18 protein-coding genes are annotated in these 25,498 nt (G+C 71.7%); 2 read left to right on the top strand and 16 right to left on the bottom strand.

Annotated features, from left to right (window positions below):
• Window positions 1-211: 211 nt before the first annotated feature.
• From WMF45_RS33700 to abc-f, 12 genes are all read right to left on the bottom strand, one after another.
• The gene (locus WMF45_RS33700; protein ID WP_437709317.1) at window positions 212-1,816 is read right to left on the bottom strand and encodes a hypothetical protein; all 1,605 of its coding nucleotides are present in this window, start codon (window positions 1,814-1,816) and stop codon (window positions 212-214) included.
• Window positions 1,817-1,836: 20 nt separating this feature from the next.
• Complete coding sequence (locus WMF45_RS33695) at window positions 1,837-2,958, bottom strand: PEGA domain-containing protein (protein ID WP_437709316.1); 1,122 nt, start codon at window positions 2,956-2,958, stop codon at window positions 1,837-1,839.
• A gap of 4 nt (window positions 2,959-2,962) precedes the next feature.
• Window positions 2,963-3,739 (bottom strand): PP2C family protein-serine/threonine phosphatase, encoded by a 777-nt coding sequence (locus WMF45_RS33690; protein WP_437709314.1) that lies wholly within the window; start codon window positions 3,737-3,739, stop codon window positions 2,963-2,965.
• Between the two features lie 478 nt (window positions 3,740-4,217).
• Window positions 4,218-5,774: a PGRS family protein gene (locus tag WMF45_RS33685; RefSeq protein ID WP_437709312.1), complete on the bottom strand. Its 1,557-nt coding sequence runs from the start codon at window positions 5,772-5,774 to the stop codon at window positions 4,218-4,220.
• A gap of 22 nt (window positions 5,775-5,796) precedes the next feature.
• Window positions 5,797-6,852, bottom strand: a complete 1,056-nt coding sequence (locus WMF45_RS33680; protein ID WP_437709310.1) for a PEGA domain-containing protein — start codon at window positions 6,850-6,852, stop codon at window positions 5,797-5,799.
• A 46-nt stretch (window positions 6,853-6,898) separates the two neighbouring features.
• Complete coding sequence (locus tag WMF45_RS33675) at window positions 6,899-7,648, bottom strand: hypothetical protein (RefSeq protein WP_437709308.1); 750 nt, start codon at window positions 7,646-7,648, stop codon at window positions 6,899-6,901.
• Window positions 7,645-8,442, bottom strand: coding sequence for a sigma-70 family RNA polymerase sigma factor (locus WMF45_RS33670; protein ID WP_437709307.1), 798 nt, complete (start codon window positions 8,440-8,442; stop codon window positions 7,645-7,647). The genes WMF45_RS33675 and WMF45_RS33670 overlap by 4 nt, the downstream gene beginning before the upstream one ends.
• On the bottom strand, window positions 8,439-8,723 hold the full coding sequence (locus tag WMF45_RS33665; RefSeq protein WP_437709305.1) for a hypothetical protein: 285 nt from the start codon (window positions 8,721-8,723) through the stop codon (window positions 8,439-8,441). The genes WMF45_RS33670 and WMF45_RS33665 overlap by 4 nt, the downstream gene beginning before the upstream one ends.
• A gap of 79 nt (window positions 8,724-8,802) precedes the next feature.
• Window positions 8,803-10,818: a serine/threonine protein kinase gene (locus WMF45_RS33660; protein ID WP_437709303.1), complete on the bottom strand. Its 2,016-nt coding sequence runs from the start codon at window positions 10,816-10,818 to the stop codon at window positions 8,803-8,805.
• A gap of 87 nt (window positions 10,819-10,905) precedes the next feature.
• Window positions 10,906-11,745 (bottom strand): hypothetical protein, encoded by an 840-nt coding sequence (locus WMF45_RS33655; protein ID WP_437709301.1) that lies wholly within the window; start codon window positions 11,743-11,745, stop codon window positions 10,906-10,908.
• Window positions 11,746-12,620: 875 nt separating this feature from the next.
• On the bottom strand, window positions 12,621-15,188 hold the full coding sequence (locus WMF45_RS33650) for an ATP-binding protein (protein ID WP_437709299.1): 2,568 nt from the start codon (window positions 15,186-15,188) through the stop codon (window positions 12,621-12,623).
• A gap of 156 nt (window positions 15,189-15,344) precedes the next feature.
• Entirely contained in the window at window positions 15,345-16,967 is a 1,623-nt protein-coding gene (gene abc-f, locus WMF45_RS33645) for a ribosomal protection-like ABC-F family protein (protein WP_437709297.1), read from the bottom strand.
• A 279-nt stretch (window positions 16,968-17,246) separates the two neighbouring features.
• Between abc-f and WMF45_RS33640 the strand changes: the two genes are divergently transcribed.
• Window positions 17,247-17,603, top strand: coding sequence for a Spx/MgsR family RNA polymerase-binding regulatory protein (locus WMF45_RS33640; protein WP_437709295.1), 357 nt, complete (start codon window positions 17,247-17,249; stop codon window positions 17,601-17,603).
• A gap of 3 nt (window positions 17,604-17,606) precedes the next feature.
• On the opposite strand, the gene WMF45_RS33635 is transcribed toward WMF45_RS33640, so the two are convergent.
• The 4 genes from WMF45_RS33635 to WMF45_RS33620 form a co-directional block, all read right to left on the bottom strand.
• Window positions 17,607-18,326, bottom strand: coding sequence for a hypothetical protein (locus WMF45_RS33635; RefSeq protein ID WP_437709293.1), 720 nt, complete (start codon window positions 18,324-18,326; stop codon window positions 17,607-17,609).
• A gap of 270 nt (window positions 18,327-18,596) precedes the next feature.
• Window positions 18,597-19,655: a hypothetical protein gene (locus tag WMF45_RS33630; protein WP_437709291.1), complete on the bottom strand. Its 1,059-nt coding sequence runs from the start codon at window positions 19,653-19,655 to the stop codon at window positions 18,597-18,599.
• Between the two features lie 96 nt (window positions 19,656-19,751).
• Window positions 19,752-21,299: a serine/threonine protein kinase gene (locus WMF45_RS33625; RefSeq protein WP_437709289.1), complete on the bottom strand. Its 1,548-nt coding sequence runs from the start codon at window positions 21,297-21,299 to the stop codon at window positions 19,752-19,754.
• Between the two features lie 381 nt (window positions 21,300-21,680).
• Complete coding sequence (locus WMF45_RS33620) at window positions 21,681-23,744, bottom strand: hypothetical protein (RefSeq protein ID WP_437709287.1); 2,064 nt, start codon at window positions 23,742-23,744, stop codon at window positions 21,681-21,683.
• A 218-nt stretch (window positions 23,745-23,962) separates the two neighbouring features.
• Between WMF45_RS33620 and gndA the strand changes: the two genes are divergently transcribed.
• Complete coding sequence (gndA, locus tag WMF45_RS33615; protein ID WP_437543211.1) at window positions 23,963-25,495, top strand: NADP-dependent phosphogluconate dehydrogenase; 1,533 nt, start codon at window positions 23,963-23,965, stop codon at window positions 25,493-25,495.
• Window positions 25,496-25,498 lie beyond the last annotated feature (3 nt).

The following is a 25,498-nucleotide window of genomic DNA, read 5'->3' as shown; positions in this document are numbered from 1 at the left end:
GCCTGGCGAAGCAGTGGAGGATTTCAGCAGCTCATCGGCCCACCCGCCCGACGCTCACGCTTTCTCAGCAGTGTTGTTAGCCCCGAGCAGCCCACCGATCCGCGTTGCCGCGGCACGCTGGAATCTACTGCTCGGTTCCTGCGCACGTCCAGCCTTCTGAAGCGATGTTGCCGTTCATAACTTTTGCGAAGCTCATTCCCTCCAGAGCGATTCAATTCTCACATGATCGACCTGATTCGAAGTCCCAGCAGCTGCCGGCGCTCCCCGGCGCGCCGGCGCTCTCGGGCGGGCCGCCGGGCGCGGCGCTGCCGCCGTTGCCGGCCGTGCCCGGCGCGAATGTCTTCAGCTCAGGGGCCGCGGCCGGGGTCGACGCAAAGGCGATCCCGATCGCGTGGCCGCCTCGGCCGCCGCCGCCGGAGCCACCGAGGCCGCCATCGCCGCCATTTCCCCCTTGACAGCCGCGCTTCGAGTCACCGAACCCCGACCGCTCGCCACCAGCAGCACCTTCACCTCCGAGAGCGCCCGGTTGCCCGTGCGCTCCGTCCCCGCCCTTCCCCGCCTTGCCGACAGTCACGGTGACCTCGGTCAGCACCAGCTTTGTGCCCAGGCTGAGGATGCCGATGCTCGACCCGCCGGCCTTGCCGCCGCCGCCGCCTTTCCCGCCGCACCCGCCGGCCCCGCCCCCGCCGCCGCTCGCGCCCACGCCGTCGACGAGCGTCGAGTTGAGCGAGCAGAACGTCCCCGCCTTGGCGCCGCCGCCGCCACCGCCCCCTTGACCACGGCCGCCCGTCATGCCTGGGCCGCCGTCTCCGCCACTGATCCCGGCGAGCGTCAGCGCAGCGCCGCTGCCGGCCGACCCGGGACCGCCAGGCGCACCCGGCGCGCCCTCCACACCGCTTCGGCAGTTGCCTGAAGGATCGCTCTGGCCGCGCCCCCCGAGCCCGTACTCCTCCGGATTCGGCACCGGCATCGGCTCTCCATCGCTCCCCGCCAGCCCGTTGCCCTCCTCTGTCCCCGTGATCCCCCCGGTCCCGCCGTCTCCGCCGCGCGTCTCGCCGTCCTCGCACGTCGTCGCGCCCGCGGTCCCGCCGATGACCTGGTTCGGCGCCACGCACGCGTTCGACGCTTTCATCGCCTCTGCGCTCGCGCCTGCGAGCGGCGCGTCCGCGGGCGTCTCGCCGTTGGGGCCGTCCATCCCATCGCCCGCGGTCACATCAACCCGCTCGAGCTTTGCCTCGACGTCGGCGACCGCGACGCCGATCGACGAGCCGCCCGGCTCGGTGGCGCTGGCGGCGCGCACGGCGAAGCTTCGCACCTTGGCCCCGCTCGCGGCGTTCGTCAGGGTGAGCGCGATCTGCCCAGCGGGCGCATCGATGGCGCTGCGTGCCTCGGCGCTCCAGGTCCACTCCGCGTCGCAGTCGAAGCCGCCGATCAGCTCGATCTCGGCGTCGAGCGTGAGGCTTTCGGCGAAGGCGGAGCTCGAGCAGGCGAGCACGCGCTTTCCGTGGGCGTTGGCGACCGCCTCGGCGAGCGAGGCGAAGGGCATGGCTTTGGAGCCGTCGCCGCCGGGCGGAGCGTTCGGGTTCGCGAACACCGCGCACTCGTCCGTCACCGTGCTCGCATCCTCGGTGGGGTCTGCGTCGCATACGGCGTTGGTGCCGCCGCCACCGGTTGCGCTGCTCGTCGGTCGGAAGTGCTCGCAAGTGAGCATCAACTCGCAGTCATCGTCGATGTGGTACCAGAGCCCATCGCAGCCGCCGGCGGCTACGGCGACCGCAGTGGTTGCCGTAAGCGCCCACATTCTTCGAAGCCTCATGACGTGACCTCTTCGGCTCATCACCACGTTCCAACTGCGACGATGCCACCGCCGCTCAGATGGATATCGGTTCGGACCGACACTCCCGTCGAGCTGGTGCCTGCCAGGCTTGGCCAAAGCACATACGTCACTGCAGCTACAGCGAGCACGCCTGATGCGATGTAGCTGCCGAACGCGACGTCGCCGAGGTCATGGGCTTTAGATCCGAGCCGATGCAGCTCTCGGCACCGCTCCGTGAACAGGCTCGACGACTCGATGCATTGCTCGCCAGCATTCTGGATCGACCGACTCTGCGCGCGCGCCTCGTCGTTCGCGCTGTTCGAGGCGACCGTCATCCCCACCCCCACGCCGAGCCCGACGACGCTCGCCGCGCCCAGCGCGATCACCGGCACCCAGCTTCGTTTCGCCTCGGGAGCGGCATCCGTACGTGCCGCGGGCGTCTCGTCGATCGGCGCGGGCGACGTGGTCGCGCGTGGCATCGCCGGCGGGTCCGCCTTCCGTTCCACCAGCGCCAGCGTCAAGTTCTGCGCCGTCCCCGCCGCCACCGTCACGACCTTCTCCGCATCGGCGTATCCGTCGCGCCGCGCCGTCAGCCGGTGCGTCCCCGGCTCGAGGTAGATCTCCTCCGGCGCTTCTTCCTCCGGCAGCGGCTTGCCATCGACGAGCAGCTCGGCTCCCGGCGGCGCGACCCTGACCCGCAGGATCCCGACGAGTCGCTGTGCCTCCTCCAGTCGCGTCGTGAGGAGCGTCCGCAGCGCGGGCGCCTCGTCGGCGGGGAGCTCGCGCAGCGCATAGGCCAGGTGCACCGCGGCGCTGCGTGGGTCGCCGACGATGAGCTCGACGTCCCCGAGGTTGGCGGCCACGGCATAGCTCTTCTTCAGCGCCCACGCCTCGAGGAACACGGCGCGAGCCTCTGCCCACCTGCTCTGGTCGAACAGCCTGACGCCCTTGTCGAAGAGGGCGCGTTGCCTCGCGGAGACGTCGGCGGGCGGATCCGCCGCGCCGGCGCTCGGGCTCCACGCGAGCGGCCCCGCGAGCGCGGAGCACAACACCCAGACACGCAATCTCCTCATGACTTCACTCCGAGCACCCCCGTCCGCTGCGGTCTCGTCATCCATGTCCACCTCCTCGCCGGCGTTCATCGGGTCACCCGCCTCCGAGGCGCGCCAGCACGCACGTCACGTTGTCCGGCCCGCCGTGCTCGTTGGCGAGGTCGATGAGCAGCTCGGCCGCAAAGCCCAGGTCGCGATGCGCCCCGAGGATCCCGGCGATGCGCCCCTCGGGCACCGGGCCCCACAGCCCGTCGGAGCAGACGAGGAAGAGGTCGCCCGGCTGGGTCGGCTCGACGCGCGTCTCGATGTCGACGCTCTCGTCGGCCCCCAACGCGCGGGTGATCGTCCTCGCCCGGTTGCTCAGCGCCTCGACCGCCTCCCGCGCTCCGTCGCCGTCACCGAGCAGCTCTTCCAGCAGCGAGTGGTCCCGCGTCAGCCGCTGCAGCGTACCGCCGCGCATGCGGTAGACGCGCGAGTCGCCGACGTGCGCGATGTACGTCATGCCGGGCCCGAGCAGCACGCCCGCGAAGGTGGTGGCCATGCCGCGCACCGCCTCCTGCTGCTGGCTGGCCTCGTAGATGGCCCTGTTGGCGCGGCGGACGCTCATGACCAGGCGCACTTCGTCGCGGTCGTGCGCGCAGCCGGTGCCGTAGGGCCATGTTTCCTCGAGGTCTTCGTCGACTTCGAAGCAGCCCTTGACGACCTCGATGGCCATGCGGGACGCGACCTCGCCGGCCGCGTTGCCTCCCAGGCCGTCGGCCACCATGAAGAGCCCGAGGCGCGGCAGCGCGGCGAAGCTGTCCTCGTTGTGGCTGCGCCGCCGGCCCACGTCCGAGTGCGCTGCTGCCTCGATGGCGAGCTGTGGATACACCTTCGTCCTCCTCGCGCGCTCGTCGTCAAGACGAGCCGAGCCATGGCGTGCCGCAGACGGCGGCGCGCTCAATCCTTCTCACGATCACCTCAGCGCACGAGGCGCTGCTTTCTGCTCGGCGCGCGTGAGTCACGTCGGCGCGCACTCGTCGCCGTCAGGCGCCTGGCCAAAAAGGGGTCCGCCTCTCCCGGGCTGCTGCCAATGGCCATTGGATAGATATCCAGGCTATAGGCCTGACGAAGCAGTGGAGGATTTCAGCAGACCATCGGCCCACCCGCCCGACACCCACGCTTTCTCAGCAGTATTGTTAGCCCCGAGCAGCCCACCGACCTGCGTTGCCGCAGCACGCCGGAAGGTACCTGGGCGCTCTCTGCGTCCAGCCTCCTGAAGCGATGTTGCCCATGAATTTTCCGGAGAAGCTCATTCCCTCCAGAGCGCTTCAATTCTCACACGATCGACCTGACCCGAAGTTCCGCCATCAGAACGCCTGCACCTCGGCCTTCACGCCCGCAGCTCCCTCGCCTTCCGCGCTCGCTCCGAGGCCGCCGATGCCCGCTTCGCCAAGCTCCACCGTCGCTCCTTGCACCGGCGGCGCCGCTCCCTTGTACGCGATCCCCAGCGCGTGACCGCCGCGACCCCCGCCACCGCCACCGCCTGGGCCTCCCTTGCCACCAGAACCGCCAGCGCACGCATCGTTGAGCGACGTCGCTCCGTCGATCTTCTTGCCGCCGGGACCGCCAGCTCCGCCTTCGCCGCCTTCCTGCCCGGCTCCGCCCTTGCCTCCCGCTCCGCCGCGCCCCGTCTTCAGCGTCACGTCCTCGAAGCTCAGCGCCGCGTTCAGGCTGATCAGCGCGATGCTCGATCCTCCCGCGCCGCCGCCTCTCCCACCGGCTCCGCCGCAACCACCCGCGCCTCCAGAGCCGCCGCTCGCGCCACCAGCCGACGCTTCGTTCGGGCACTTGTCTGCGCCCGTGCCGCCCTTTGCTCCGCCGCCGCCGCCTCCGCCCTGCGCGGTGCCGCCCTTCATGCCGTCGCGGCCGGCGGCGCCGACGTAACCCGAAGCGCTGAGCTCTCCGAGGCCGCTCGCACCCGCGCCGGGCATGCCGTCGGTGCCGTTCTCTCCCGACATCCCTTCGCTGCACACCGTCGGCGCTTCCTCTTCTCCCGCGCCACCGTTCAGCTTCGCACCTGGCGTGCCTTTCGACCCGGCCCCGCCGACGTCCGCTGCCCCTACGCCGCCCAAACCGCCCGACGAATCATCGCTCGCGTCCTCCGGCGTGCCGCAGTCGTTCTTGGGGCTCGCACCGGGAACGACGATTGGTGCCGAGCAGGCCTCGTTGCCGCTGTTCCCTATCGCGCCCCCCATCGCGCTCATCTCGTAGGGCGCGCCTTCCGCCCCCGCCGCCGCGTCCCCGGCTTCGACCACGCACCGCACGAGCTCCACGCTCGCCTCGTCCGCCACCGCCGCGATCGACGACGCCCCCGCGAGCGCCGCATCCTCAGGGCCGATCCCGCGCGCTTGGACGTGCACGTCCTCCACGCGCACCGTCGCCTCGGCGCTGCCTCCGCGCATCACGAGCGGGATCTTTCCTGCCACTGCGGTCAGCGTCGTCTTCTTCTCCCGGCCGACCCAGCCCCAGCCGTTCGCGCAGTCGAGGCCGCCGTAGATCGTCACGGTCCCGGCGACCTCCACCGCCTCGTCGAACGTCTCCGCGCACGCGTACACCCGCCGCGTCTCGTTCTTCTCCGCCAGCGAAAGCGCTGCCGAAAGCGTCTTCACCGGCGCCTCCTTCGTGGCGGCGTTCACGTCATCCCCGGTCGCCGACACGAACACCCCGCACTCGTCGGCGACCGCGTCTCTGCCCTCGCTCGGCACGCAGTCCGTGGGCGTACCATCCCCCCCTTGGAGCAAATACCCGCAGGTAAGCATCAATTCACAGTCGTCGGTCCAGTGAGTCCAGAAGTCGCCGCAGCTCGCGCCGCCGAGGACAAGCGCCGCTGTCACCACCGTCCAGCACCTTTTGTGCATCCTCATCGCGTCCTCTCCTTCGCGAGCCTCACCAGATCCCCCGCACGCCGACAATGCCGCCGCCCGATCGCACCTCGGCGGACGGGCGCACGCTCAGCGAGGTCGCGGCATCGCGAGGCCAGAGCGCATAGGTGATAGCGCCGAGCGCCAACACGCCTGACGCGATGTATGTCACCCGCGCGACGTCGCCCAACGTCTCTCCATGCGACACCGTGTGTTCCAGCTCCGCGCACGGCCCGATGGACGCGCTGGGCGCCTTGATGCAGCGCCCCCCTGCCGCTCGAATTGCGTCGCTCTGCGCCTGCGCATCAACATGTACCCCATTCGACGCCACCGTGAACCCCACACCGAGGCCGAGCCCAACGGCGCTCGCCGCTCCCAGCGCGATCACCGGCACCCAGCTCCGCTTCGGCTCCGGCGTCCATCCGGCGTCTGCCGGGGCTATCGGCCGCGTCGGCGCGGGTGTGCGCATCGCCGATTCTGCCGGCGGCGCCGCCTTCCGCTCCACCAGCGCCAGCGTCAAATTCTGCGCCGTCCCCGCCGCCACCGTCACGACCTGCTCTGCATCGGCGTACCCGTCGCGCCGCGCGGTCACCCGATGCGTCCCCGGATCCACGAAGATCTCCTCCGGGGTCTCTTCGATCAGCAGCGGCTTGCCGTCGATCAGCACCGTCGCCTGCGCGACGTTGACGCGCACGCGCAGCACGCCGAGCTGCTTCGCCGCTTGTTCGATCAGCTGCGTCGTCCGCGCCAGGTTCGGCGCCTTCGTCGACGGCGGCGCCGCGCGCAGGCTGAACGCCAGGTGCGTCGCGGCCAGGCGCGGCTTGCCGAGCTTCAGCTCGACGACGCCGAGGTTGGCGGCGATGTCGTACGTCTTCGCGATGGCCCACGCCTTCAGGTAGGCGACCTCGGCATCGGCCCAGCGCCCCTCGTCGGCTGCCGTCAGACCTTGCTGAAAGAACGGCGCGGCTCGTTGTCCCTCGGTCGTCGCGAGCTGTTCTCGTGTCGTATCGCTCTGCGCATGCGCGAGCGGCGGCACCGCCAGGGCGGCGAGCGTGCACCATGTCAGTCCTGCGAGACGCATTCCCGTCTTCATCGTCGCTCCTGCTGCGCTCTCCGAGCACCGCGGCTCATCGGTAGATGGCCCCCTCCAGCGGATCGGCTGGCGGCGCTTTGACGGCCGGCAGCGCGACCTCTTTCGCAGGCTCGCTGTCCGGTCCGTCCTTCGTCGCTTGGGCGGCTTTGCGTGGCGCCGGCGGCCGTCTCATCGATGGCGCCAGCGCCGTCGACACGGCGCCGCGCGCCGTCGTGGCTGCGCCCGCGTCGGCGCTCTCCGCAGCGGGGGCGCCTGTGCTCCCCGCAGCGGCTTCGCCCGCGTTCTTCTCCACGCCGCGCGCGCTCACCCCTGCCGCCGTCTCCGCCACGCGCGCGCTCACCCCGTCGCGCGCCCACGCCGCGGTCTTCCCGTCGCTGCACCGCCCCACCATCGCCATCGCGCCGGCAACGCCGAGGCCCACCACGCCGAGCGCCAGCGCCGCCCGCAGCCGCGTCCGCTTCCTCGCCTCCGCGGCACCCGCCTCCGCGCCGGGCAGCGCCATCGGCGCCACGTACACCCGCACGTTCCCGATCCCCCGCTCTGCCGCGAGCGCACCCCTCCGCTCGGCCGGCTCGGCGTCGACCTCATAGAACAGCGGATCCCTCGCCTCCGTCTCCACCCGCCCGCCGAGCTCCCGCAGCTGCGTCACCGCCCTGTCCAGCGACGCGTCGTCGCCCGGCCGCTTCACGGGGTTCTCGATCTTGCGCGCGAACGGCCGCAGCTCCCGTGGCACCCCCTTCAGGGCCGGGTCGGTGTTCGTGCGCCTGCGCCCGTCCTCGCTCATCTGCCGCCCGCGCGCTCCGCGCTCGCCTCTCGGCTCGTCTCCTCGAACAGCTCGCCGTGCTCGCCGCGGAACCACTCCGGCATCGCGGTGACCCCCTCGGCGGCGAGGCGCGACCGGAGCAGCTCCACCAGCTCCTTCATCCGCCGCCGCATCGTCCGCGAGCTCATGCCGACCCGCGACGCGATGGCGTCGAGCTCCGCGTCCTCCTGGAACCGCATCGCCAGCATCGTCCGCTGCGTCTCGGTCAGCCCGGCCATCGCCTCCTGCAGCACGCGCACCGCCGTCGCCGCCTGCTCGCGCCGCGCCACGGCGCCCTCGCCGGCGCCCTGCCACGTCGCCCGCAGCGCCTCGTCCACGAGGTCGTTGCAGAAGCCGGCGACCTTCTTGTGGATCGGATCCTCGCCCATGCTGAAGACCTCGAGCAGGTGCTCCTCGTCCAGCGCGCCGTGCCCGCGCGCGCGCCCCTCCGTGAGCCGGCCGAGCATCGCCGCTCGCGCCTTCCTCCGGAGCGCCTCGTGCTTGCCGCCGACCTTCGCCGCGTCGAGGATCGCGTGGCACGCCTTGTAGAACGCCCACCGCCCGAACGGCCCCAGCGCCGGGTCGTACGACTGCGCCGCCAGCACCACCGCCAGCGCCGCCTCCTGGAGCATCTCGTCCGGCGCCATGACCATCCCGTACCGCTTGACGATCGCGCCCACCGCGCGCCGCCCGAGCTCCGGGTCGCTCTCCACCAGCCGCCGCTGCTCCGCGCTCAGCGGGCGCTCGCGCGGCAGCGCCACCACCGTCGCGGTCACCGCCGCCTCCGCGGCTCGCCGCCCTTCTTGACCGCGGCCGGGCCGGGCTCCGGGCGCTCGCCGCGGAGCGCGCGGACGTCCACCTTGTCGCTCTCCTTCACCGCGGGCCTCTCGACGCTCGCCTGCAGCAGCCGCTGCATCTCCGGGTCGGTGTCGAGCGCCACCCGCAGCAGCCGCCGGATCTCCTCCTCCACCTCCGGCGGGCACAGCCCGGAGACACGCTTCATCGCCTGCCTCACATGGGCCTCGATCATGTCGTCCAGCGTCGGCGTCTCTGCCATCGTTGCCACCCTCTCAGGAGATATCGGCGGAAGGGCCGCCGAGCGGCCAAAGAAAACGCATCCCCCGTCCGTTCACGAGCTAGTAGATCTCCTCCGGCAGCTGGCGCACCGGCGCGCGCCTCCGCGGCGGCGGTGACGAGGCGCCACCGGTCACGGCGCGCGGGGTGGCCCTGGCGGTCGGGGTGGCCGTGGCGCTCGGGGCGGCCGCCGGGCTCTCCACCGTGGCCGCCGCGCTCGTCGGCCGGGCGATCGTGTCTTCCGTGGCCGCGGCGCTCGGGGTGGCTGCCGGGCTCTCCGCGGCGGCCGTCGCGCTCGTCGGTTCCGCGGCGGTGTCCTCCCTGGCCGCCGTCGCGGGGGCCGGCGCCGGCGTCGAGGCGAGCCCGCCGGAGGGCGCCGCGACGCGCGCCTCGCCGGCGGACCCGTCGCCGGCGGCGGGGCCGGGCCTGGCGCGAAGATAGACGTACACCGCGCTTCCCACCCAGCCCACGATCCAGACCAGGAGGACCACGCCGACCCACGGCGGCGGATCCGCCAGGAACTGGCGGATCCGCCCCGCGGGGCGCGGCGGCTCGGCGGTGGCGGCCTCGGTGTCCGCGCCGGCCGCGTCGCCGGTCGTGAGCACCAGCCGCTGGATGGGGGCCGTCTCGGCGTGGCGCGCTCGGAACTCGGCCACGAGCTCCTCCGTGTCGAGCCGCGGCTCCTTCGACACGTCGCGCACGGCGGGTGGCGACGGGCGCCACGCCCGGTCCCCGGCGCGCCTGCCGCCGGTGCCCCGCCCACCGGCCGGCGCCTTCCCCGCCTGGTCTTCCGCCACCCCCTGGTCGGCCGCGATGGAAGCCAGCGACGGCATCCGCTCGGTGTACCCGCGCCCGCGCGGCGGCGCGCTCTCCGGCCTCGCGGGCGGCAGCGACGGCATCGGCTCCGTGTGCCCGCGCCCGCGCGCCGCCGGGAGGGGTTCGGTCTCGCCCCGGCCCTGCGCCGCCGCCTCGCCGCGCGCCCCCTCCTGCGGCCGGCACGCCGCCGGCAACGGCACCCGCGTGCCGATCGTCCGGAGGGGCGGCAGCTCCCCCATCTCGTGCTCCATGCGCCGCAGCGCGGCGTCGAGCGCGATCGCGAGCTGCTCCGCGTCGTCCTGGCGGTCCGCAGGGTCCTTCTCGAGCGCCTGCGCCACGATCTCCCCCACGGCGGCGGGCACCCACGGCGCGACGCTGAGCAGCGGGCGCGGTGTGTCGTGCGCGATCGCGAGCCCGATCTTGTTCTTGTGGACCACGTCGCCGTCCGCGGCGAAAGGGTGCCGGCCGCTCAGCAGCTCGTAGAGCACGATCCCCGTCGAGAAGAGGTCGCTCCGCGCGTCGACCGCGTCGGGCGTCATGATCTGCTCGGGCGACATGTAGGCGACCGTCCCGATCGAGAACCCCCCGGTCGTGATCACGCCGAGCCGCTTGAACTTCCCCGCGCCCAGGTCGAGCACGCGCACGTGGCCCTGCTCGTCGATGTGGATGTTGTCCGGCTTGATGTCGCGGTGGACCGCGAACGGGTGGACGGCCTGGAGCCCCAGGCACACGTCGCGCGCGATCGTGAGCGCCCATGGCACCGGCAGCTTCCCCAGGCCGTCGAGGAGCTGCCCCGCCGTCCAGCCGACGAGCAGCTCCATGAGCATCCAGACGAGCCCGTCGCTCCGCAGGCCCATCGCGTGGACGGGGACCAGGTGCGCGTGCCGCAGGCTCCGGAGCACGATGGCTTCCTGCTGGGTCCTCCGCACGATCTTCGGATCGTCCGCCCGGCCCATGCGCATGCACTTCAGCGCGAACCGCTCGCCGGTGCCCGCGCGCTCCGCTTCGTACACCTCGCCCATGCCGCCGCGGCCGATCAGGCGCACGATCCGGTACTTTCCGCCGCCGTCCTCCTCGTCGGCGAGCGTCTCGCCCACCTCGAGCGCGCACTGTCCCCAGGGCCACGCGCTGACCCGCTCGGTCGGCATCCACGCCGCGAGCGCGTCGGTCCCCGGCGCGTCGGCTCCGTTCCTCGACGAGGTGGTCGCGCTCCACGTGCCGGAAGGCGGCGGATCGTCGCTGGTAGGGTCACGGTGGGTCATGGCGTCCACGGACGGCCGGCAGGAGCGGCTGCGGCGGTCGCCAAGATATTCCGAAAACGGCCTCGCCAGCGGCCAGAAAATCGGCGGTCAGTGGGCTTCGGGAGCGGCGGTTCGGTCGGCGATCGGCGCCGCCGGAGCCGCCGGCTTGGGCGCTTGCTGCGCCTTCGCGCGCCGGGCCGCCGCGCGGCGCCGGCGTTCGTACGTGCTCGTCACCTCGCGGAGGATCTCCGGATGGCGCTGGAACACCCGCGCGGCCGCCTTTCGCACGAGGCCCATCTTGCTCATCAGGAGCACGAGCATCCCGTTGCGGATCCTCGTCGCCTCTTTCACCTCGGAATCGGCGGGCGGCGGCGCCGCCGGCGCTGCCGCCAGCGCCCTGGCGAGCTCTCTGGCCTCCTTGATCAGCGCCACGTCGAACGCCTCGTCGATCTCCATGAGCCGGTCCTTGAGCGACTCCGCCAGGCCGGCATAATCGCTGAGCGCCTGGTGGAGCGCGCTGGAGCGCTGCGCGCTGTCGGCGTGGAATGCCTGGATCGTCGCGAGCTGCGTATCGGCGGGCTCGTCGACGCCGTCGTCCAGGAGGAACTCGATGGCCGACTCGAGCTCTTCAATCAGGAAGCGCGCGCGCTCGCCATGGTCGATGACGACCGGATCCACGAGGAGGAGGAGCGTGGTTTGCGCGGTCTGCGCGGCATGGACGAGCGAGAGGATGTCGTCCGCGGTGCTCGCCGGCAGCCGCGCCTTGACGCGCTGGAGGCCGGGGAGCGACGCCGTCGGCTCCCAGCGCGCCGCCACGAAGCCCGCGACCTGGCCAGCCTCCTTGAGGAAGACGTCATAAGGCATCCGGAGCGGATTCTCTGCCTGCGCGACCGCTTTTGCCTGATCGAGCCAGCGCTCGTACGGTGATTGGGACGGTTTTTTCGCCATGATGCGACCTTATCGACACAAGCGCTCGCGGGCGAGCCGCTAGCAAGAATGCGTCGTGCTCGTTGCACGCATTGCGCATGATGACGCCTATTCGGTACGTTGCGCCCCTATCCTGGACAGCCGGCGGCGCGACACGGTCCGGCCGTGCTTCGGTCCGGAGGCCGGCGAAGCTCCCGGCGCGGCCGTGCGAGCGGCCGCCATGTCCGTGTCGCCGGGCGGCGTGTCCGTGCAGGCCTCGGCATGTCCGTGTCGCTTGGCGGCGTGTCCGTGCAGGCCTCGGAGTGTCCGTGTCGCCGAGTGGCGTGTCCGTGCAGGCCTCGGAGTGTCCGTGTCGCCGGGCGGCGTGTCCGTGCAGGCCTCGGAGTGTCCGTGTCGCCGGGCGGCGTGTCCGTGCAGGCCTCGGAGTGTCCGTGTCGCCGGCCGGGCGGTTCGGCAATGCCTCATGCGCAACCAGGAACGAGCCTGGGCGACGAGATCGTAGCGCTCCCTTGGCCGGACCAGCCCAGGGACATGCGCGCTGCGCCGCTATTTAGGTTTGCCCCTCGACCTCCCCGCGGGGAGCGTCGTGTCCGAGATGATCGGCCCCCCCGCGTACGAGCCGGCGCCGCCTTCGCTGCCCCAGCTATCGACCTCGTCGGGGGCAGTGTCCTCGAGCTCGCCAGGCGGCGTGATCGGCCCGCGAACGCCCGGGACATCCGCCTGCGGAAGAGGCCGCTTCTCCTCGCTGACCTCGTGCGCGAGGCGCGGGTCGCCCGGCGGATCGTGCGTCGTATCGACTCCCATGTCTCCTCCTTCCCGAGGACTCCTGGGACCGGCGCGCTCGATCGTCCACTCCTCCCCTGCGGCGGCTGTCCCGTCTGCCCGCCGCCCCCGGCTCACCCCTCGTCCATGACGGGGATCGTGAACCTGAACGTCGTCCCCACGCCCACGCGGCTCTCCACGTGGATCGTCCCCCCGTGCGCCGCCACGAGCTCCCGGGCGATGGCCAGCCCGAGCCCGGTGCCCTTGTAGCCGTTCCGCTGGCCGCGCCAGAACCGCTCGAAGAGGTGGGGCAGCTCGCTCTCCGGGATCCCCGGCCCCGTGTCGGCCACCGAGAAGACGACGTGCTCCTCCCCGCGCTCGCACCGCAGCGTGATCGCCCCCTGGGCGCCCGTCACCTGGAGCGCGTTGCTCAGGAGGTTGGTGAGCACCTGGAGCACCCGATCGCGATCACACGTGACGAGCGGGACGTCGTCGGCCGCCACGACCCCCAGCTGGACCCCCTTCTCCTGGGCCTGCGACTCGAACGTCTCCACCGCCTCCCGGCCGATCTCCCGCGGATCCTGCGGCTGCCGGCGCAGCGCCAGCCGGCCGGCGCGCAGGCTCGCGAAGTCGAGCAGGTCGTGGAGCAGCCGATCCATCCGGTGCGCCGAGCGCTGGATCGCCTGGATCGCCTTCGTGTCGCCCTTCTCCCCCCGCGTCGCCGCGCGCTTCGTCATCACGGCGGCCGCCGTGAGGATCGCGCTCAGGGGGTTCCTGAGGTCGTGGGACACCGTGGCGAGCACGTTGTCCCGGAGCTCGATCGCGCGCTGCGCCGCCTCGTACAGGCGGGCGTTGTCCGCCGCGAGCGCCGCCCGCTGCGCCAGGTCGTGCGCCACAGCGAGGTCCGCCTCGTCGTAGACCCGGCCGGACCCCGCCGTCGCCAGCGTGATGCAGCCGAAGGTGCGGCCCCGCGCGACCATCGGGACCACCAGGGCCGACGTGATCCCGAGCGCCCGGGCGAACCGGCGGAAGGCGCCGTTCTCGTCGAGCGAGGCGACCAGCGGGTGCGACAGATCCCCGATGAGCTCCGGGCGCTCGCTGCAGAGGGCCCGCTCCAGCAGCGCCATCAGCGGCGGCGGGGGATCCAGCTCGCGGAAGAGCGCCCGCGCCCTCTGGAGCTCCTCCGGGCGCGCGTGCGTCACCGTGATCCCGCGCGACTGCTCGAGGTCCGGGAGCGTCTGGATGACGCACCAGTCTGCCAGCTCGGGGACCGTCAGGTGCCCCACCCGGTCGAGCGTGCCCTGGAAGTCGAGGGTGTCGCTGAGGGCGGCGCTCGCGGCGGCCAGGAAGCGCTCCCCCCGCTCGGCGCGCGTCCGCTCCGTGATGTCGAAGAAGGTCACGACGGCCGCCATCACGCGCCCGACCGGATCCCGGACCGGCGCCGAGCGCACGAGGATCCGCCCCTGCGCGCCGTCGTCGCGGACGATGTCGATCTCCTCGTCGATCACGACCTCGCCGGTCGTGATCGTCCGCGCGAGAGGCCAATCCCGGGCCTCGTACGGCCTGCCCGACCGAGGGTCGAAGCCCCGGCCGACGGCGTATCCATCGATGTCGCTGATCTCCAGGAGCGGCAGCCCGAAGATCGTCCCGGCCTGGGGGTTCGAGAGGAGGACGCGCCCCGTCGGCGGCTCGGCGATGACGAGCCCCGTCGGCATCTGCTCGACGACGGTCGCGAGCAGGGCGCGGGCGTCGTCCGCCTGGCGCCGCGCCGCGCGCTCCTTCGCGACGAGCTGCGCCTGCACGATGATGCCGGTCGCCCGGCTGGTCATCGTGCGCAGCATCAGCGCGTCGTCCTCGGAGAACTCCTCGGCGTTGCGGGAGCCGAGGATCGCGACGCCGATGGAGTGCCCCTCGTGGATCAGCGGCACGCCGTAGACGGCGCGCAGCCCCCTCGCCCGGATTTCCCGCGCGGTCACGGGCAAGCCGCCGGCGGCGGCGTCGAGCGACGTGGGCCCGCGCAGCGCGAGGACCGCGCGGGCGAACTCCCGCGCCGCCTCGAGCGGGGGCCCGGGCAGCGGCCCGTCGTCGATGCCCGCTGTCGCGTGGACCTCGAGGGCGTCCCCGTCCCCGAGCAGGACGATCGCCACGTCCACGGCGGCCGCCGCCTCCCGGGTGGCGCGGAGGAGCGCCTTCAGGAAGGTGTCCAGATCGCTGCTGCCGAGCGCGGCCGTGGAGATGGCGTCGAGCGCCTGGAGCAGGCGCACGCGCGCCGCCTGGTAACGGGACACCGCGTCGGCGATCGCCTCGTCGATCGTCCCGTTCAGCTGGATGATCTCACGCCCCCCGTCGCCGCCGTCCCGCTCCCAGAGCTCCAGGATCACCGCGCGGAGCGCCGCGTACTCCATCACGACGTCGGCGAGATCGTACCCGTGGGCGAGCCGGCTCAACGCATGGAGCCCAGGGAGCCCCCGGTGCTTCCGGTCGATCGCGGCCGCCGTGCCCGCGCTGCGCGTGCCCTCGGCGATGTAGGCGAGGATGTCCGGCAGGTGATCGGTCGGCCTCGGCGCCGGCAGCCGCCGCGCCGGGCTGAGCGCCTGGACTCGGTACTTCCAGGCATCCAGGAGCGCGTCGTGGTGGCGCTGGATGAAGTCGGAGAGCCGCTTTGGGTTCGGTCTACCGAGCAGATCCATCGGGGACCTCACGATAGCGCGAATCCTTGAGCGCGTGTTCACCTAGCGCCGACTCGAATCGACGAAATCGACGAGAGAGCGCCGCTCCCGGGCGGAGCTTGCTCGCCGCGCGCGGCGCGCTCCACGCGCATCACGCGCCACACGCCGCGAGCGCCACGTCGGCGCGGGTCAGCTCCGGATGCCTGGCGCCTCGTGTCCGCTCTGGGCGACATACTCCAGGTATCCCCCGCCATACACGCGCGGCCCGTCGGGCAGGAGCTCCAGGACGCGGTTGGACAGCGCGGCGAGGAAGCGGCGATCGTGCGAGACGAAAAGCATGGTGCCCTCGAACGAGGAGAGCGCCCCGACGAGCATCTCCTTGGTCGCCATGTCGAGGTGGTTCGTCGGCTCGTCGAGCACGAGGAAGTTCGGCGGATCATAGAGCATGATCGCGAGCACGAGGCGCGCCTTCTCGCCGCCGGACAGGATGCGACAGGGCTTGTCGATGTCGTCGCCCGAGAAGCCGAACGCGCCGGCGAGCGTGCGGAGCGAGCCGATCGAGGCCTGCGGGAAGGCCGCCACGATGGATTCCCAGACGGAGCGGGTCGGGTCGAGGAGCTCCATCGCGTGCTGCGCGAAATACCCCAGCTTCACGCTCGCGCCGACGTTCACCCCGCCTGCGTCCGGGGCGGAGGTCCCCGCGACGAGCTTGAGGAGGGTGGATTTGCCGGCGCCGTTTACGCCCATCACACACCAGCGCTCGCGGCGGCGGATCAGGAGGTCGAATCCGTCGTAGATGGAGCGCCCTCCGTACGACTTCTTCACCCCGCTGAGCCGCGCCACGTCGTCGCCCGAGCGCGGCGCGGGCTTGAACTCGAAGCGGATCGTCCTCCTGCGCTTCGGCGGCTCGACCTTGTCGATCTTCTCCAGCTTCTTCACGCGCGACTGGACCTGCGCCGCCTTGGCGGCCTGGGCCTTGAAGCGCTCGATGAAGCGCATCTCCTTCGCGAGCATCGCCTGCTGGCGCTCGTACTGCGCCTCGGCCTGCTGCTCGTTGATGGCGCGCTGCTGCTCGTAGAACTCGTAGTTGCCGGAGTAGCTGGTGAGCTCGCCGCCGTCGATCTCGATGATCTTGGTGACGATGCGGTTCATGAACTCTCGATCGTGCGAGGTCATGACGAGCGCCCCTGCATACTGCTTCAGGTACCCTTCGAGCCAGATGATCGACTCGATGTCGAGGTGGTTGGTCGGCTCGTCGAGCAGGAGCGCGTCGGGCCTCATGAGGAGGATGCGGGCGAGCGCGACGCGCATCTTCCACCCCCCCGAGAGGGCGCCCACGTCGCCGTCCATCATGGCCTGGCTGAAGCCGAGCCCCGCGAGGATCTCGCGCGCCTTGGCGTCGAGCGCGTAGCCGCCGAGCTCTTCGTAGCGGGCCTGGGCCTGCCCGAAGCGCTCGATCAAGCTCTCCATCTCATCCATCCGCTCGGGGTCGGCGAGCGCGGCCTCGAGCTCGCGGAGCTCCGCGGCGACGTCGGAGACCGGGCCGGCGCCGTCCATGGTCTCGGCGACGGCGCTCCTGCCCTTCATCTCGCCGACGTCCTGGCTGAAGTAGCCGACGGTCACGCCGCGATCGATGGCGACCTGGCCGCCGTCGGGCGCCTCCTCCTTGGTGATCATCCGGAAGATGGTCGTCTTGCCCGAGCCGTTGGGCCCCACCAGGCCGACCTTCTCGCCGCGGTTCACCGCCGCGGAGGCCTCGAGGAAGAGGATCTGCTTGCCGTGCTGCTTGCTGATGGAATCGAGACGGATCACGAGGGGCGCTGCCGCTGGGGGCGGCTCCTTTCCGCGCCCCCTATACCAGACGGCCCGTCGCGCGATGCGGCATTTCGTCCTCCGTCGGCGCCGGCGCGCGCCATGAACCGCCCGCGGGCAATCGGTTCATTGCTCGTCTTCTGGCGCATTCCCGGCGCATTCCGGGCGCATTGCACAGGAGCCCTTTTTTTTCTCTCCTGCTATGCGCGCGCTTTCCATCTCTTTTTTCACGCTCGTCCGCGCTTGATGTCGCGCGGCCGAGGGGGCAGAAGGCCCGGCATGAGCAAGGTCCAGATCCTCTCTTATGCCGGCTGCAGCACCTGCAAGCGAGCGCTGAAGTGGCTCGGCGAGCGCGGCATCGACGTCGCCGTGCGCCCCATCGTCGATGAGCCGCCGACGGCGGCAGAGCTCGCCCGGTGGGTCCCGGCGAGCGGGCTCTCGGTGCGCCGGTGGCTCAACACGAGCGGGCAGAGCTACCGCGCGCTCGGCAAGGCGCGGGTGGACGCCGCGAGCGACGACGAGGTCACGCGGTGGCTCACCGAGGACGGGAAGCTCGTGAAGCGGCCTGTGCTGGTGAAGGGAAACCGGGTGCTCGTGGGCTTCCGCGAGGACGACTACGCCGCGCTGTTCGCCTGAGCCTCAGGGGGCCGAGGTGAAGCGGCCTCCCCGGACCTGGCTCAGCTCGAACGAGCTCTCCGGGTCCAGGTTGTTGTCCGTCGTGCCGTTGCGCGAGCGGCGGATCACGACGTCCACGTCGCAGCTCTCGGGCTCCTGCGAGCTGGTCGCCTCCAGCTCGTCCGCGTCGATGGTGAACGTCCCCGGGTCGCCCCCCACATCGAACGTCTTGGAGAAGATGCAGTGGCCCTTCACGTCGATCACCATGTCGTCCCCGGACGCGCTCGGCGCCCAGGCGATCGTGAGGTCCTCGCCGCGCGGGACTGGCTCTCTGGGCAGCGCCTCGAGGTCGAACGGATCGGGGAGCGTCCCCACGTTGTTCGTCGCGTCGTCGTCGCCCTCGTCGTCGCGGTCCAGCAGCACCTTGATCTCGGTGCCTCCGGCGCCGACATTGACGTCGGCCTCATAGACCCCGGAGCTCTCGGCGGACATCGCGACCGCCTCGCCGTCCACGGTCGCCGAGATCCGATCTCCCGCGCTCAGGATGACGTACGTGTTGCTCTCGTCGCCGCCGGCCTTGAGGGTGGCCCGCAGGGTCGTCGACGACGCGCTCTCGGCGATCGCCTCCAGGGTCGCCGAGATCCCTCCGGTCTTGATCTGCTGCGAGTCGAGCGTCTCCGTGCAGCCTGCGAGCAGACCGGAGACTGCGACCCCGAACATGGCCATCGTGGTCTTCGTGATCATGAGTTCCCTTTCCTCACCGCCTCACCCGCCAGGGCGCGTCGGCCTGTAGTTTTCCACGGGATACTACGCTCGGCCGCGCGCCACGACGAGGCGCAAGGTTCCGACGGTGCGCGGCGCGGCCGTCGTGGATTTCCCTTGGACATCGCATCGCGACGCGGCTTCGAGGCGGCGTGAGCGCGCGCGTCGTCGTGGCGCGCGCGCGGCGCGCCGTGGTGGCGCGTGCGCCGCGCTACCGTGCGTGCGCGAAGGCGGCGACAGGCGCGGGCTGGTTCACCACTGGCTGCGCACCACGACGCCGCCGCCGGTCGGTCCCGCGAGCAGCGACCAGCTCACCGCGCCTGCTTGGCGGTAGGGCGCGGCGCTGGCCTGCGAGCCGGACGAGGAGGGCTCCGTCAGGAGGAGCACGAGCGCCGTCCCGGCCAGCGCCGCCCCGGCGCCGAAGCCGATCGTGCTCACAAGCCCCAGGTCCTTCGCGCGCTTTCCAGCGGCCTGCCCTTCGGCGGTCTTGCATACCGCCCTGCCGGAGCCGACGTCGTCGCAGTCCTCCTCCGCGTGGCGGCTCTCGCTGAGCGCCATCGCTCCCGTCACGCCCCCGGCGATCAGCCCGCCCAGGGCGAGCCCGCCCGTCACGTACGTCAGCACGCGCCGGCCGCTGGTCCCGGTCGGCGCCGGCGTCCGCGACGCGCCCTCGTCGCGCTGCGACGGCGACAAGGCGGGCTGATGAGGAAGCGGCTGATCCGCCGGCGGCGCGGGCGGCGGCGCCTCGGGGAGCTTCACCTCGAGCTCGATCGTCTTCTGCTCCGACTTCTCGATCGTGAACCGCACCTCGTGCGCGGGCCCGCCCGGCGCCTTCGTCGTCACGACGTGCTCGCCCGGGTTGACGGGGAGCGCGATCCCGAGCGAAGGCCCCTCCAGCGTGATGCCATCGCGCTGCACCTGCGTCCCGGCGGGCGCGTCGGCCGGCAGCGACAGCGTGAGCTGTGGTACGAGCGGCACGAGCGCGTCGCGCTGCTCGAGCACGAGCTTGTAGCGATCGTACTGCTTGAGCTGCTCGGACTCGGACAGGCGGGAGTAGAACGAAAGGAAGTCGTTGTAGCGCGCGACCGCGGTCGCGGTGCGCCCCCACTTGGCCTCGCACTCGGCGAGCGTGAACAGCCGCCCTGCGCGAGGATCGAGCCGGTAGCTCTCGGTGAGGGCAGGGCAGCCGGTCTGGAACTTCCCCGCCAGCATGTCCGCGAGGCCGCGGTTGAAGAGCGACTCGGCCACGGCCACGGCGTCAGGCTGCGCGTTCGCCGGCGCGGCGATAGCAATGCACAGGAGTCCGCTCAAGACGGACCCGGGCCAGAAGGTTCGCATCGGAGATAACAGGAGATACCTTCTTTGGGACCGCCCCAGGCAAAAAATCAGCGCGTTGTAGGGCCGCGCTCAGTCTGCCCCGTAGAGCGACTCCCGGGGCTTCGCTGCGTTCGCTGCGGGGGAGGCGGTCGGCGCGATCTTGCGCCAGGCGCCGGGCGGCGGCGCCGGGGTGCGCGCCGCCGGGGTGCGCGTCGCCGGCGAGGCCTTTGCGTTCGCCAGCACTTCGGGAGCGATGGCCAGGCCGCCGTCCGAGGGCAGCGCGGCGGCGGAGGTCGCTGGCGCCGCGGGATCGGTCGACGTGGGCATGGCGGCCGCCTTGCCAGCCGCCTCGGGCGTGCCGGCCGCCTCAGGCGTGCCGGCCGCCTCAGGCGTGCCGGCCGCCTCGGGGCGGGCGGCGCCGGGGGCGGCCTCGGGCGGCGTGGAGGGGGGCGCGACGGCCGCAGCCTGCGCCGCCTGCGCGTGCTCGGTGGGGCCGGGGGCGGGGGACCGGCCCTTGCTGAACGCGGCGAAGGCGATGGCGCTGCCGCCGACAAGGGCGATGGCCGCGACGGCGAGCGCGGATCGGCTCCGCGGTGCCGCCGTCGTGCCGGTTCCGGTGCCGACCCTGGTCTCCACGCCGGTGGACGACTGGGCGGCCACCGGCATCGACGACGCGGGCCCCTGGTTCAGCTGGCTCATCCGCGGGACCGGCGTCTCCAGCCCGAGGAGGCGCGACGACCTGATCGTCATGGGGGCGATGTCGAAGACCTCGGCGAGCGCCTCCACCGCGGACGAAGCGGTCGGGAAGCGCGCCTCGGGCTCGCGCGCCGTCGCCTTCGCGAACCACGCGTCGAAGCCGGGGGGCAGCTTCACCCCCTCCGTCTCCGCGCGCGTGGACGCGGGCTCCTGCGGGCCGTGCATCGCGATCACCGCGAACGCGAGCGAGTTGCTGTACTCGCGCATGTCGTTCAGCCAGTAGGCCTTGCCGACGAGGGTGGTGTACGCGATCATGCCGAGCGCGAAGAGGTCCACCGCCCGCGTGATCGTCTCGCCGCTGAACTGCTCGGGCGCCATGTAGAGAGGCGTCCCGAGGGCGGCGGTGTTCGCCCCTTCGACCGCCGTCTCGGCGACCAGCTTGGCGATGCCGAAATCAAGCACCTTGATCCGGATCTCGTCGTCGTCGTCGCTCGCCGCGAGGAAGAGGTTCGCGGGCTTCAGATCGCGGTGGACCACGCCGGCCGCGTGCGTTTTGTCCAGGGCGTGCGCGGTCTGGCGCAGGTAGGCGATGGCGTTCTCAGGTGGTAGACGCCCGCCGCGGCGGATGCGCTTGCTGAGCTCCTCGCCGCGGAGCAGCTCCATCACGAGGAACGGCATGCCGGTGTCCAGGTCGATCCCGGCGTCGAACACCTCGACGATGTGCTCGGTCGCTATGCGCGCGGCGATGCGCGCCTCGAGCTTGAACCGCGCGTGGAACTCGGGGTTCTCGGCGAGGTGCGGGTGCATGACCTTGAGCGCCCGCCGCCGATCCGTCTCGACGTGGACGACCTCGTAGACCGCCCCCATCGCACCCGTCGCGATGCTGCGCACGACGCGGTACCTACCAGCGAACAGCATCCCCTCGTTGAAGTTCAGCGACATAGTCTCACCCGCGTCGAACGAGGTTACACCACCTGGTCGGACGGCCGCACTCGTTAACTTGCAGACCTTACAAACTTGTAGACCGTAAGACTCCCCACATGAAACTCCCGATGTAGGGCGCGTTCGTTGGATCTGCGCGCACCAGGCAACAGGTAAGCGCTCTGCGCTGATTGGCGCCGCTCGCGCGGAGCACCGACCGTCGTCGCGCGTCGTCGCGCGTCGTCGCTCGTGGTCGCTCGTCGTCGCGAGAAGATCCCGTGATTCCGTGGCTTACGGGGCCCTTCAGCGGTGATGTGGCGCCCGTCCGTTCTGATCGTTTTTCACGACAGACACATCGACATCGTCAGATGCACCGGCGGAGCGCCGGTGCCGCCTGTCCCGTCAGAGTACCAGCACTGCCAGCAGCCGGGGCCCGTGGAACACGTCGAACCCGCCGATATCGAGCTTGCGACCGATCGTGTAGATCGTCTCGTCTCCGCGTCTGGTCGCGCGGATACTCGATAGGATACCCTGGCCGATCGCCTCCACGTTGTAGGACAGCTCGGTGAGCAGGCGGAGCCGGCTCAGGTATGAAGTCAAGCGGAGCCGGAGCCCCACCGACACGTTGCCGGAGAGCGCGATCATCGTCGCCTCGTCGACCTCGCGCGGGGCGCCGGGGACCGCGGGATCCGCGGAGAAGGCGTAGCGCACCGGGCCGGCGCCGCCGTAGAGGCCGAGATCGCCGAACGGCGCGAGCCGCGGCCACTCGCCGTTGCCCATCCGCACGCTGAAGCCGCCCTGGTAGAACCGCGACGTCACGCTCTGGGCGGGGCTTTGCCGCTCGAAGACGTAGACGTCGCCCTCGCCCGGGTCCCGCTCGCGGAGCGCATAGAAGATGCGCGGGAGCTTGTAGTCCATGTACCTGAAGCCCGCGAGCAGCTCCTCGAGGTAGAGGTCGTCCGCGGCCTCCGGGAAGAGCTTCGTCAGGTCGAAGCCGACGTCGATCTGGCGGAGCAAGAGCTGGAAGGGCGCGCTGGCGACGGGGCCGGCGTCGCGGTCGGTCGCCGGATCGACGGCCAGCTCGGTCACGTTCCCGGCGGTGAACCGCGCGATCTTGAGGCTCGTGCTCACGCCGGCGAGGTCGGCGCCGATGTCGAAGACGTCGCTCGCGAAGCCGTTCAGCCCGACGAGCCTGCCGAGCGAGCCGTCGTACTGGATGTCGCCGCCCGACGAGAACAGCCGGTCGGTCGTGAAGCCGGCGTTGAGCCGCGCGGCGTCGCGCGCGTGGTCGAAGTCGTACGTGAGCAGCGCCCGGCCGCCGACCATGAACACCGGATCGACGTCGTAGGCGAGCCGCCGCGTCCTGCCCCGGTAATCGTTGACGCCGCCGGAGGAGCCCGCGCTCGCGAGCTGGTGGAAGAACAGGAGCTCGACGTCGCCCTTCAGCTTCAGGTGGACGGCGTCGAGGCTGATCGCCCGGCCCTGCTCGAGAAAGCCCTCCTGCGCCTCGAAGCCCGCCGTGTCCTCGAGCGGCGTCCGCGCCGGCGCGGAGAGCGCCTCGGCGCAGGCGGAGAGCGCCGCGCGCTGCTCCTCGAGCACCCTGGAGATCGCCTCCGCGCGCGCCACGGCGGCCCTGTAGCCGGGCTCGTCCCGCGCCACCCGCCGGGCCTGCTTCACGACGTACGGCGCCGCGGCGAGCGCCTCGATGTGCATTCGCAGGACGAACGACAGCGCCTGGAGGGCGTCGCGCGCGATCGTCCGGGCGGGCTCCTGCCCCGCGCTCGCCGCGCGGAGCGCGGCGGCGGCGAGAGCGACGTCCCGGTGCGCTCCGGCGAGCGCCCGCCGCCGCGCTGCGGCCCTCGCCTTCGCGGCGGCGAGCTCGGGCGTGTCGGGGGCGCCGAGGGGCCTCCCGGCCGAGAGCCGCTCGACGCTCCGCTCCTCGGCGGCGAGCGCCCGCGCGTGCTCGGCGAGCGCCTGCCACGCGGCCGGCAGGCGGCTCGCGGCGCTCGCCTCGCCCGACGGCGCGGCGAGCGCCGCGAGCGCGTCGAAGAGGCGCGCGAACGCGGGCGGCGCGCCGCGCTCACCGCGCGCGCGTTGTTGAAGAGGCGCGCGGGCGAGCGCCTCGTCGAGCTTCGCGCGGTAGAGCTTGGCGAGCGGGACCTCGTGCTCTCCGTCGTAGGGGGGCGTCTTCTCGAGGCGCGCGCGGAGCCGCTCGCCCTCGTCGTCGTCGAGGCGGAGCGCCGCGATCCACGCGTCTCCCGGGGAGTACGGGGTGCTCGAGAGGACCTCGTCGGCGAGCCAGGCCGCTCGCTCCAGGTCCGCGGCGCGGTCGTCGATGATGGCGCGGCGGGCGTCCTCGTTCGCGAACGCGCGGGCGGCGCGGACGTTGTACGTGGCGGGCCCGCAGGCCGAGGCCGCCGCGGAGGCGAGGAGCAGGAGGCCTGCGAGCGCCGGGCCCGGTCGCATCGGCGAGAGCCTACCATGGCGTGCGAGCGCACTGGACGCCGCGCCGCCGGCCTGCTCAGAATGCGCGCCCGTGGCTCCCAGCCGACCCAGCGAGATCGACGGCGCGCGGGCCTGCGGCCTGCGATTCGCGGCTCGCGGCTTGCTGACCCGTCATCTTGGCCGTGCAGCACAGCGGTCGCTGGCGGCGAAAGAGCCACGTGTGAAGGAGAAGAACCGGGATGAATGATGCCACATCCAGCTGCGACATCGGCATGATCGGGCTGGCCGTCATGGGCGAGAACGTCGCGCTCAACATGGCCGACCACGGCTTCAAGGTGGCCGTGTACAACCGCACGGTGCAGGTCGCGAAGGACTTCGTCGCGAGGAACCCGAGCACGCCCGGCGGCCTGGTCTGCTGCGAGACGCTGAAGGACTTCGTCCGCGCGCTGAAGAAGCCGCGCAAGGCGGTGATCCTGGTCAAGGCCGGTCCGCCGGTGGACATGGTGGTCAAGCAGCTCATCGAGGCGGGCGTCGAGCCGGACGATATCGTCGTCGATCTGGGCAACTCGCTCTGGACCGACACGATCCGCCGGGAGCAGGAGTACGCGAAGCAGTGCAAGTTCTTCGGCTCGGGCGTCTCCGGCGGCGAGGTGGGGGCGCGCTTCGGCCCCTCGCTGATGCCCGGCGGCGATCCCGCGTCCTGGCAGCACCTGGAGCCGATCTGGCGCGCGATCGCCGCCAAGGTCGATCCGGCGACCGGCAAGCCGATCGAGGGCGCGTCCCCCGGCAAGCCGGTGGAGGGCGGGGTCCCTTGCACGGCGTACATCGGGCCGAACGGCGCGGGCCATTACGTGAAGATGGTCCACAACGGCATCGAGTACATCGACATGCAGCTCATCTGCGAGGCGTACACGCTCCTCGACGGGCTGCTCGGGATGTCGAAGGACGAGATGTCCCGGGTCTTCTCCGAGTGGAACAGCGGAGATCTCGACTCGTACCTCATCCAGATCACCGCCGATATCCTCCAGCAGAAGGACCCTGTCCAGAAGGACAAGCCGTTCGTCGATTTCGTCCTCGACACGGCGGGGCAGAAGGGCACGGGCAAGTGGACGAGCAGCAACGCGCTCGACATGGGCATCCCCGCGAACGCGATTGCTGAGGCGGTGTTCGCCCGCTGCCTCTCTGCGCTGAAGGACGAGCGCGTCGAGGCCTCGAAGCAGCTCTCTGGCCCGACCCCGACCCCGGTCGCGGACCGGCAGGGGACGATCACGGCGATCCGCGACGCGCTGTATTGCTCGAAGATCTGCGCCTACGCGCAGGGCTTCCAGCTCATGGCGGCGGCGCAGGCGGAGTACAAGTGGACGCTTGATTTCGGCACGATCGCGAGCATCTGGCGCGGCGGCTGCATCATCCGCGCCCGCTTCCTCCAGAAGATCACGGAGGCGTACACGCGCAATCCCGGCCTGACGAACCTGCTGCTCGATCCGTACTTCAACGATCAGATCAAGCAGGGGCAGTCGAACTGGCGCAAGGTGGTGTCGATCGCGGCGCAGAACGGCGTCTGGGCGCCTGCGTTCATGTCGGCCCTGTCGTATTACGACGGGTACCGCGCGGCCCACCTGCCTGCGAATCTCCTGCAGGCGCAGCGGGACTACTTCGGGGCGCACACCTACGAGCGCACGGATCAGCCGCGCGGCAAGTTCTTCCACCTCGACTGGCCGCACCCCTCCCGTCCTCAGCTGGACATCAAGGGCACCGGCGGCGGTCACTGAAGC

This window comes from Sorangium sp. So ce448 (assembly GCF_051520915.1).
In the GTDB taxonomy this organism is placed as follows: domain Bacteria; phylum Myxococcota_A; class Polyangia; order Polyangiales; family Polyangiaceae; genus Sorangium; species Sorangium cellulosum_B.
The sequence above is the reverse complement of the archived record's forward strand: the minus strand, read 5'-3'. Positions and strand labels throughout refer to the sequence as shown.

Bases quoted from the DNA above. Each gene is read 5' to 3' on its own strand.
- WMF45_RS33700 (WP_437709317.1), bottom strand. From the start codon at position 1,816: ATGAGGCTTCGAAGAATGTGGGCGCTTACGGCAACCACTGCGGTCGCC.
- WMF45_RS33695 (WP_437709316.1), bottom strand. From the start codon at position 2,958: ATGAACGCCGGCGAGGAGGTGGACATGGATGACGAGACCGCAGCGGAC.
- WMF45_RS33685 (WP_437709312.1), bottom strand. From the start codon at position 5,774: ATGAGGATGCACAAAAGGTGCTGGACGGTGGTGACAGCGGCGCTTGTC.
- WMF45_RS33680 (WP_437709310.1), bottom strand. From the start codon at position 6,852: ATGCGTCTCGCAGGACTGACATGGTGCACGCTCGCCGCCCTGGCGGTG.
- WMF45_RS33675 (WP_437709308.1), bottom strand. From the start codon at position 7,648: ATGAGCGAGGACGGGCGCAGGCGCACGAACACCGACCCGGCCCTGAAG.
- WMF45_RS33665 (WP_437709305.1), bottom strand. From the start codon at position 8,723: ATGGCAGAGACGCCGACGCTGGACGACATGATCGAGGCCCATGTGAGG.
- WMF45_RS33660 (WP_437709303.1), bottom strand. From the start codon at position 10,818: ATGACCCACCGTGACCCTACCAGCGACGATCCGCCGCCTTCCGGCACG.
- WMF45_RS33655 (WP_437709301.1), bottom strand. From the start codon at position 11,745: ATGGCGAAAAAACCGTCCCAATCACCGTACGAGCGCTGGCTCGATCAG.
- WMF45_RS33640 (WP_437709295.1), top strand. From the start codon at position 17,247: ATGAGCAAGGTCCAGATCCTCTCTTATGCCGGCTGCAGCACCTGCAAG.
- WMF45_RS33635 (WP_437709293.1), bottom strand. From the start codon at position 18,326: ATGATCACGAAGACCACGATGGCCATGTTCGGGGTCGCAGTCTCCGGT.
- WMF45_RS33625 (WP_437709289.1), bottom strand. From the start codon at position 21,299: ATGTCGCTGAACTTCAACGAGGGGATGCTGTTCGCTGGTAGGTACCGC.
- WMF45_RS33620 (WP_437709287.1), bottom strand. From the start codon at position 23,744: ATGCGACCGGGCCCGGCGCTCGCAGGCCTCCTGCTCCTCGCCTCCGCG.
- gndA (WP_437543211.1), top strand. From the start codon at position 23,963: ATGAATGATGCCACATCCAGCTGCGACATCGGCATGATCGGGCTGGCC.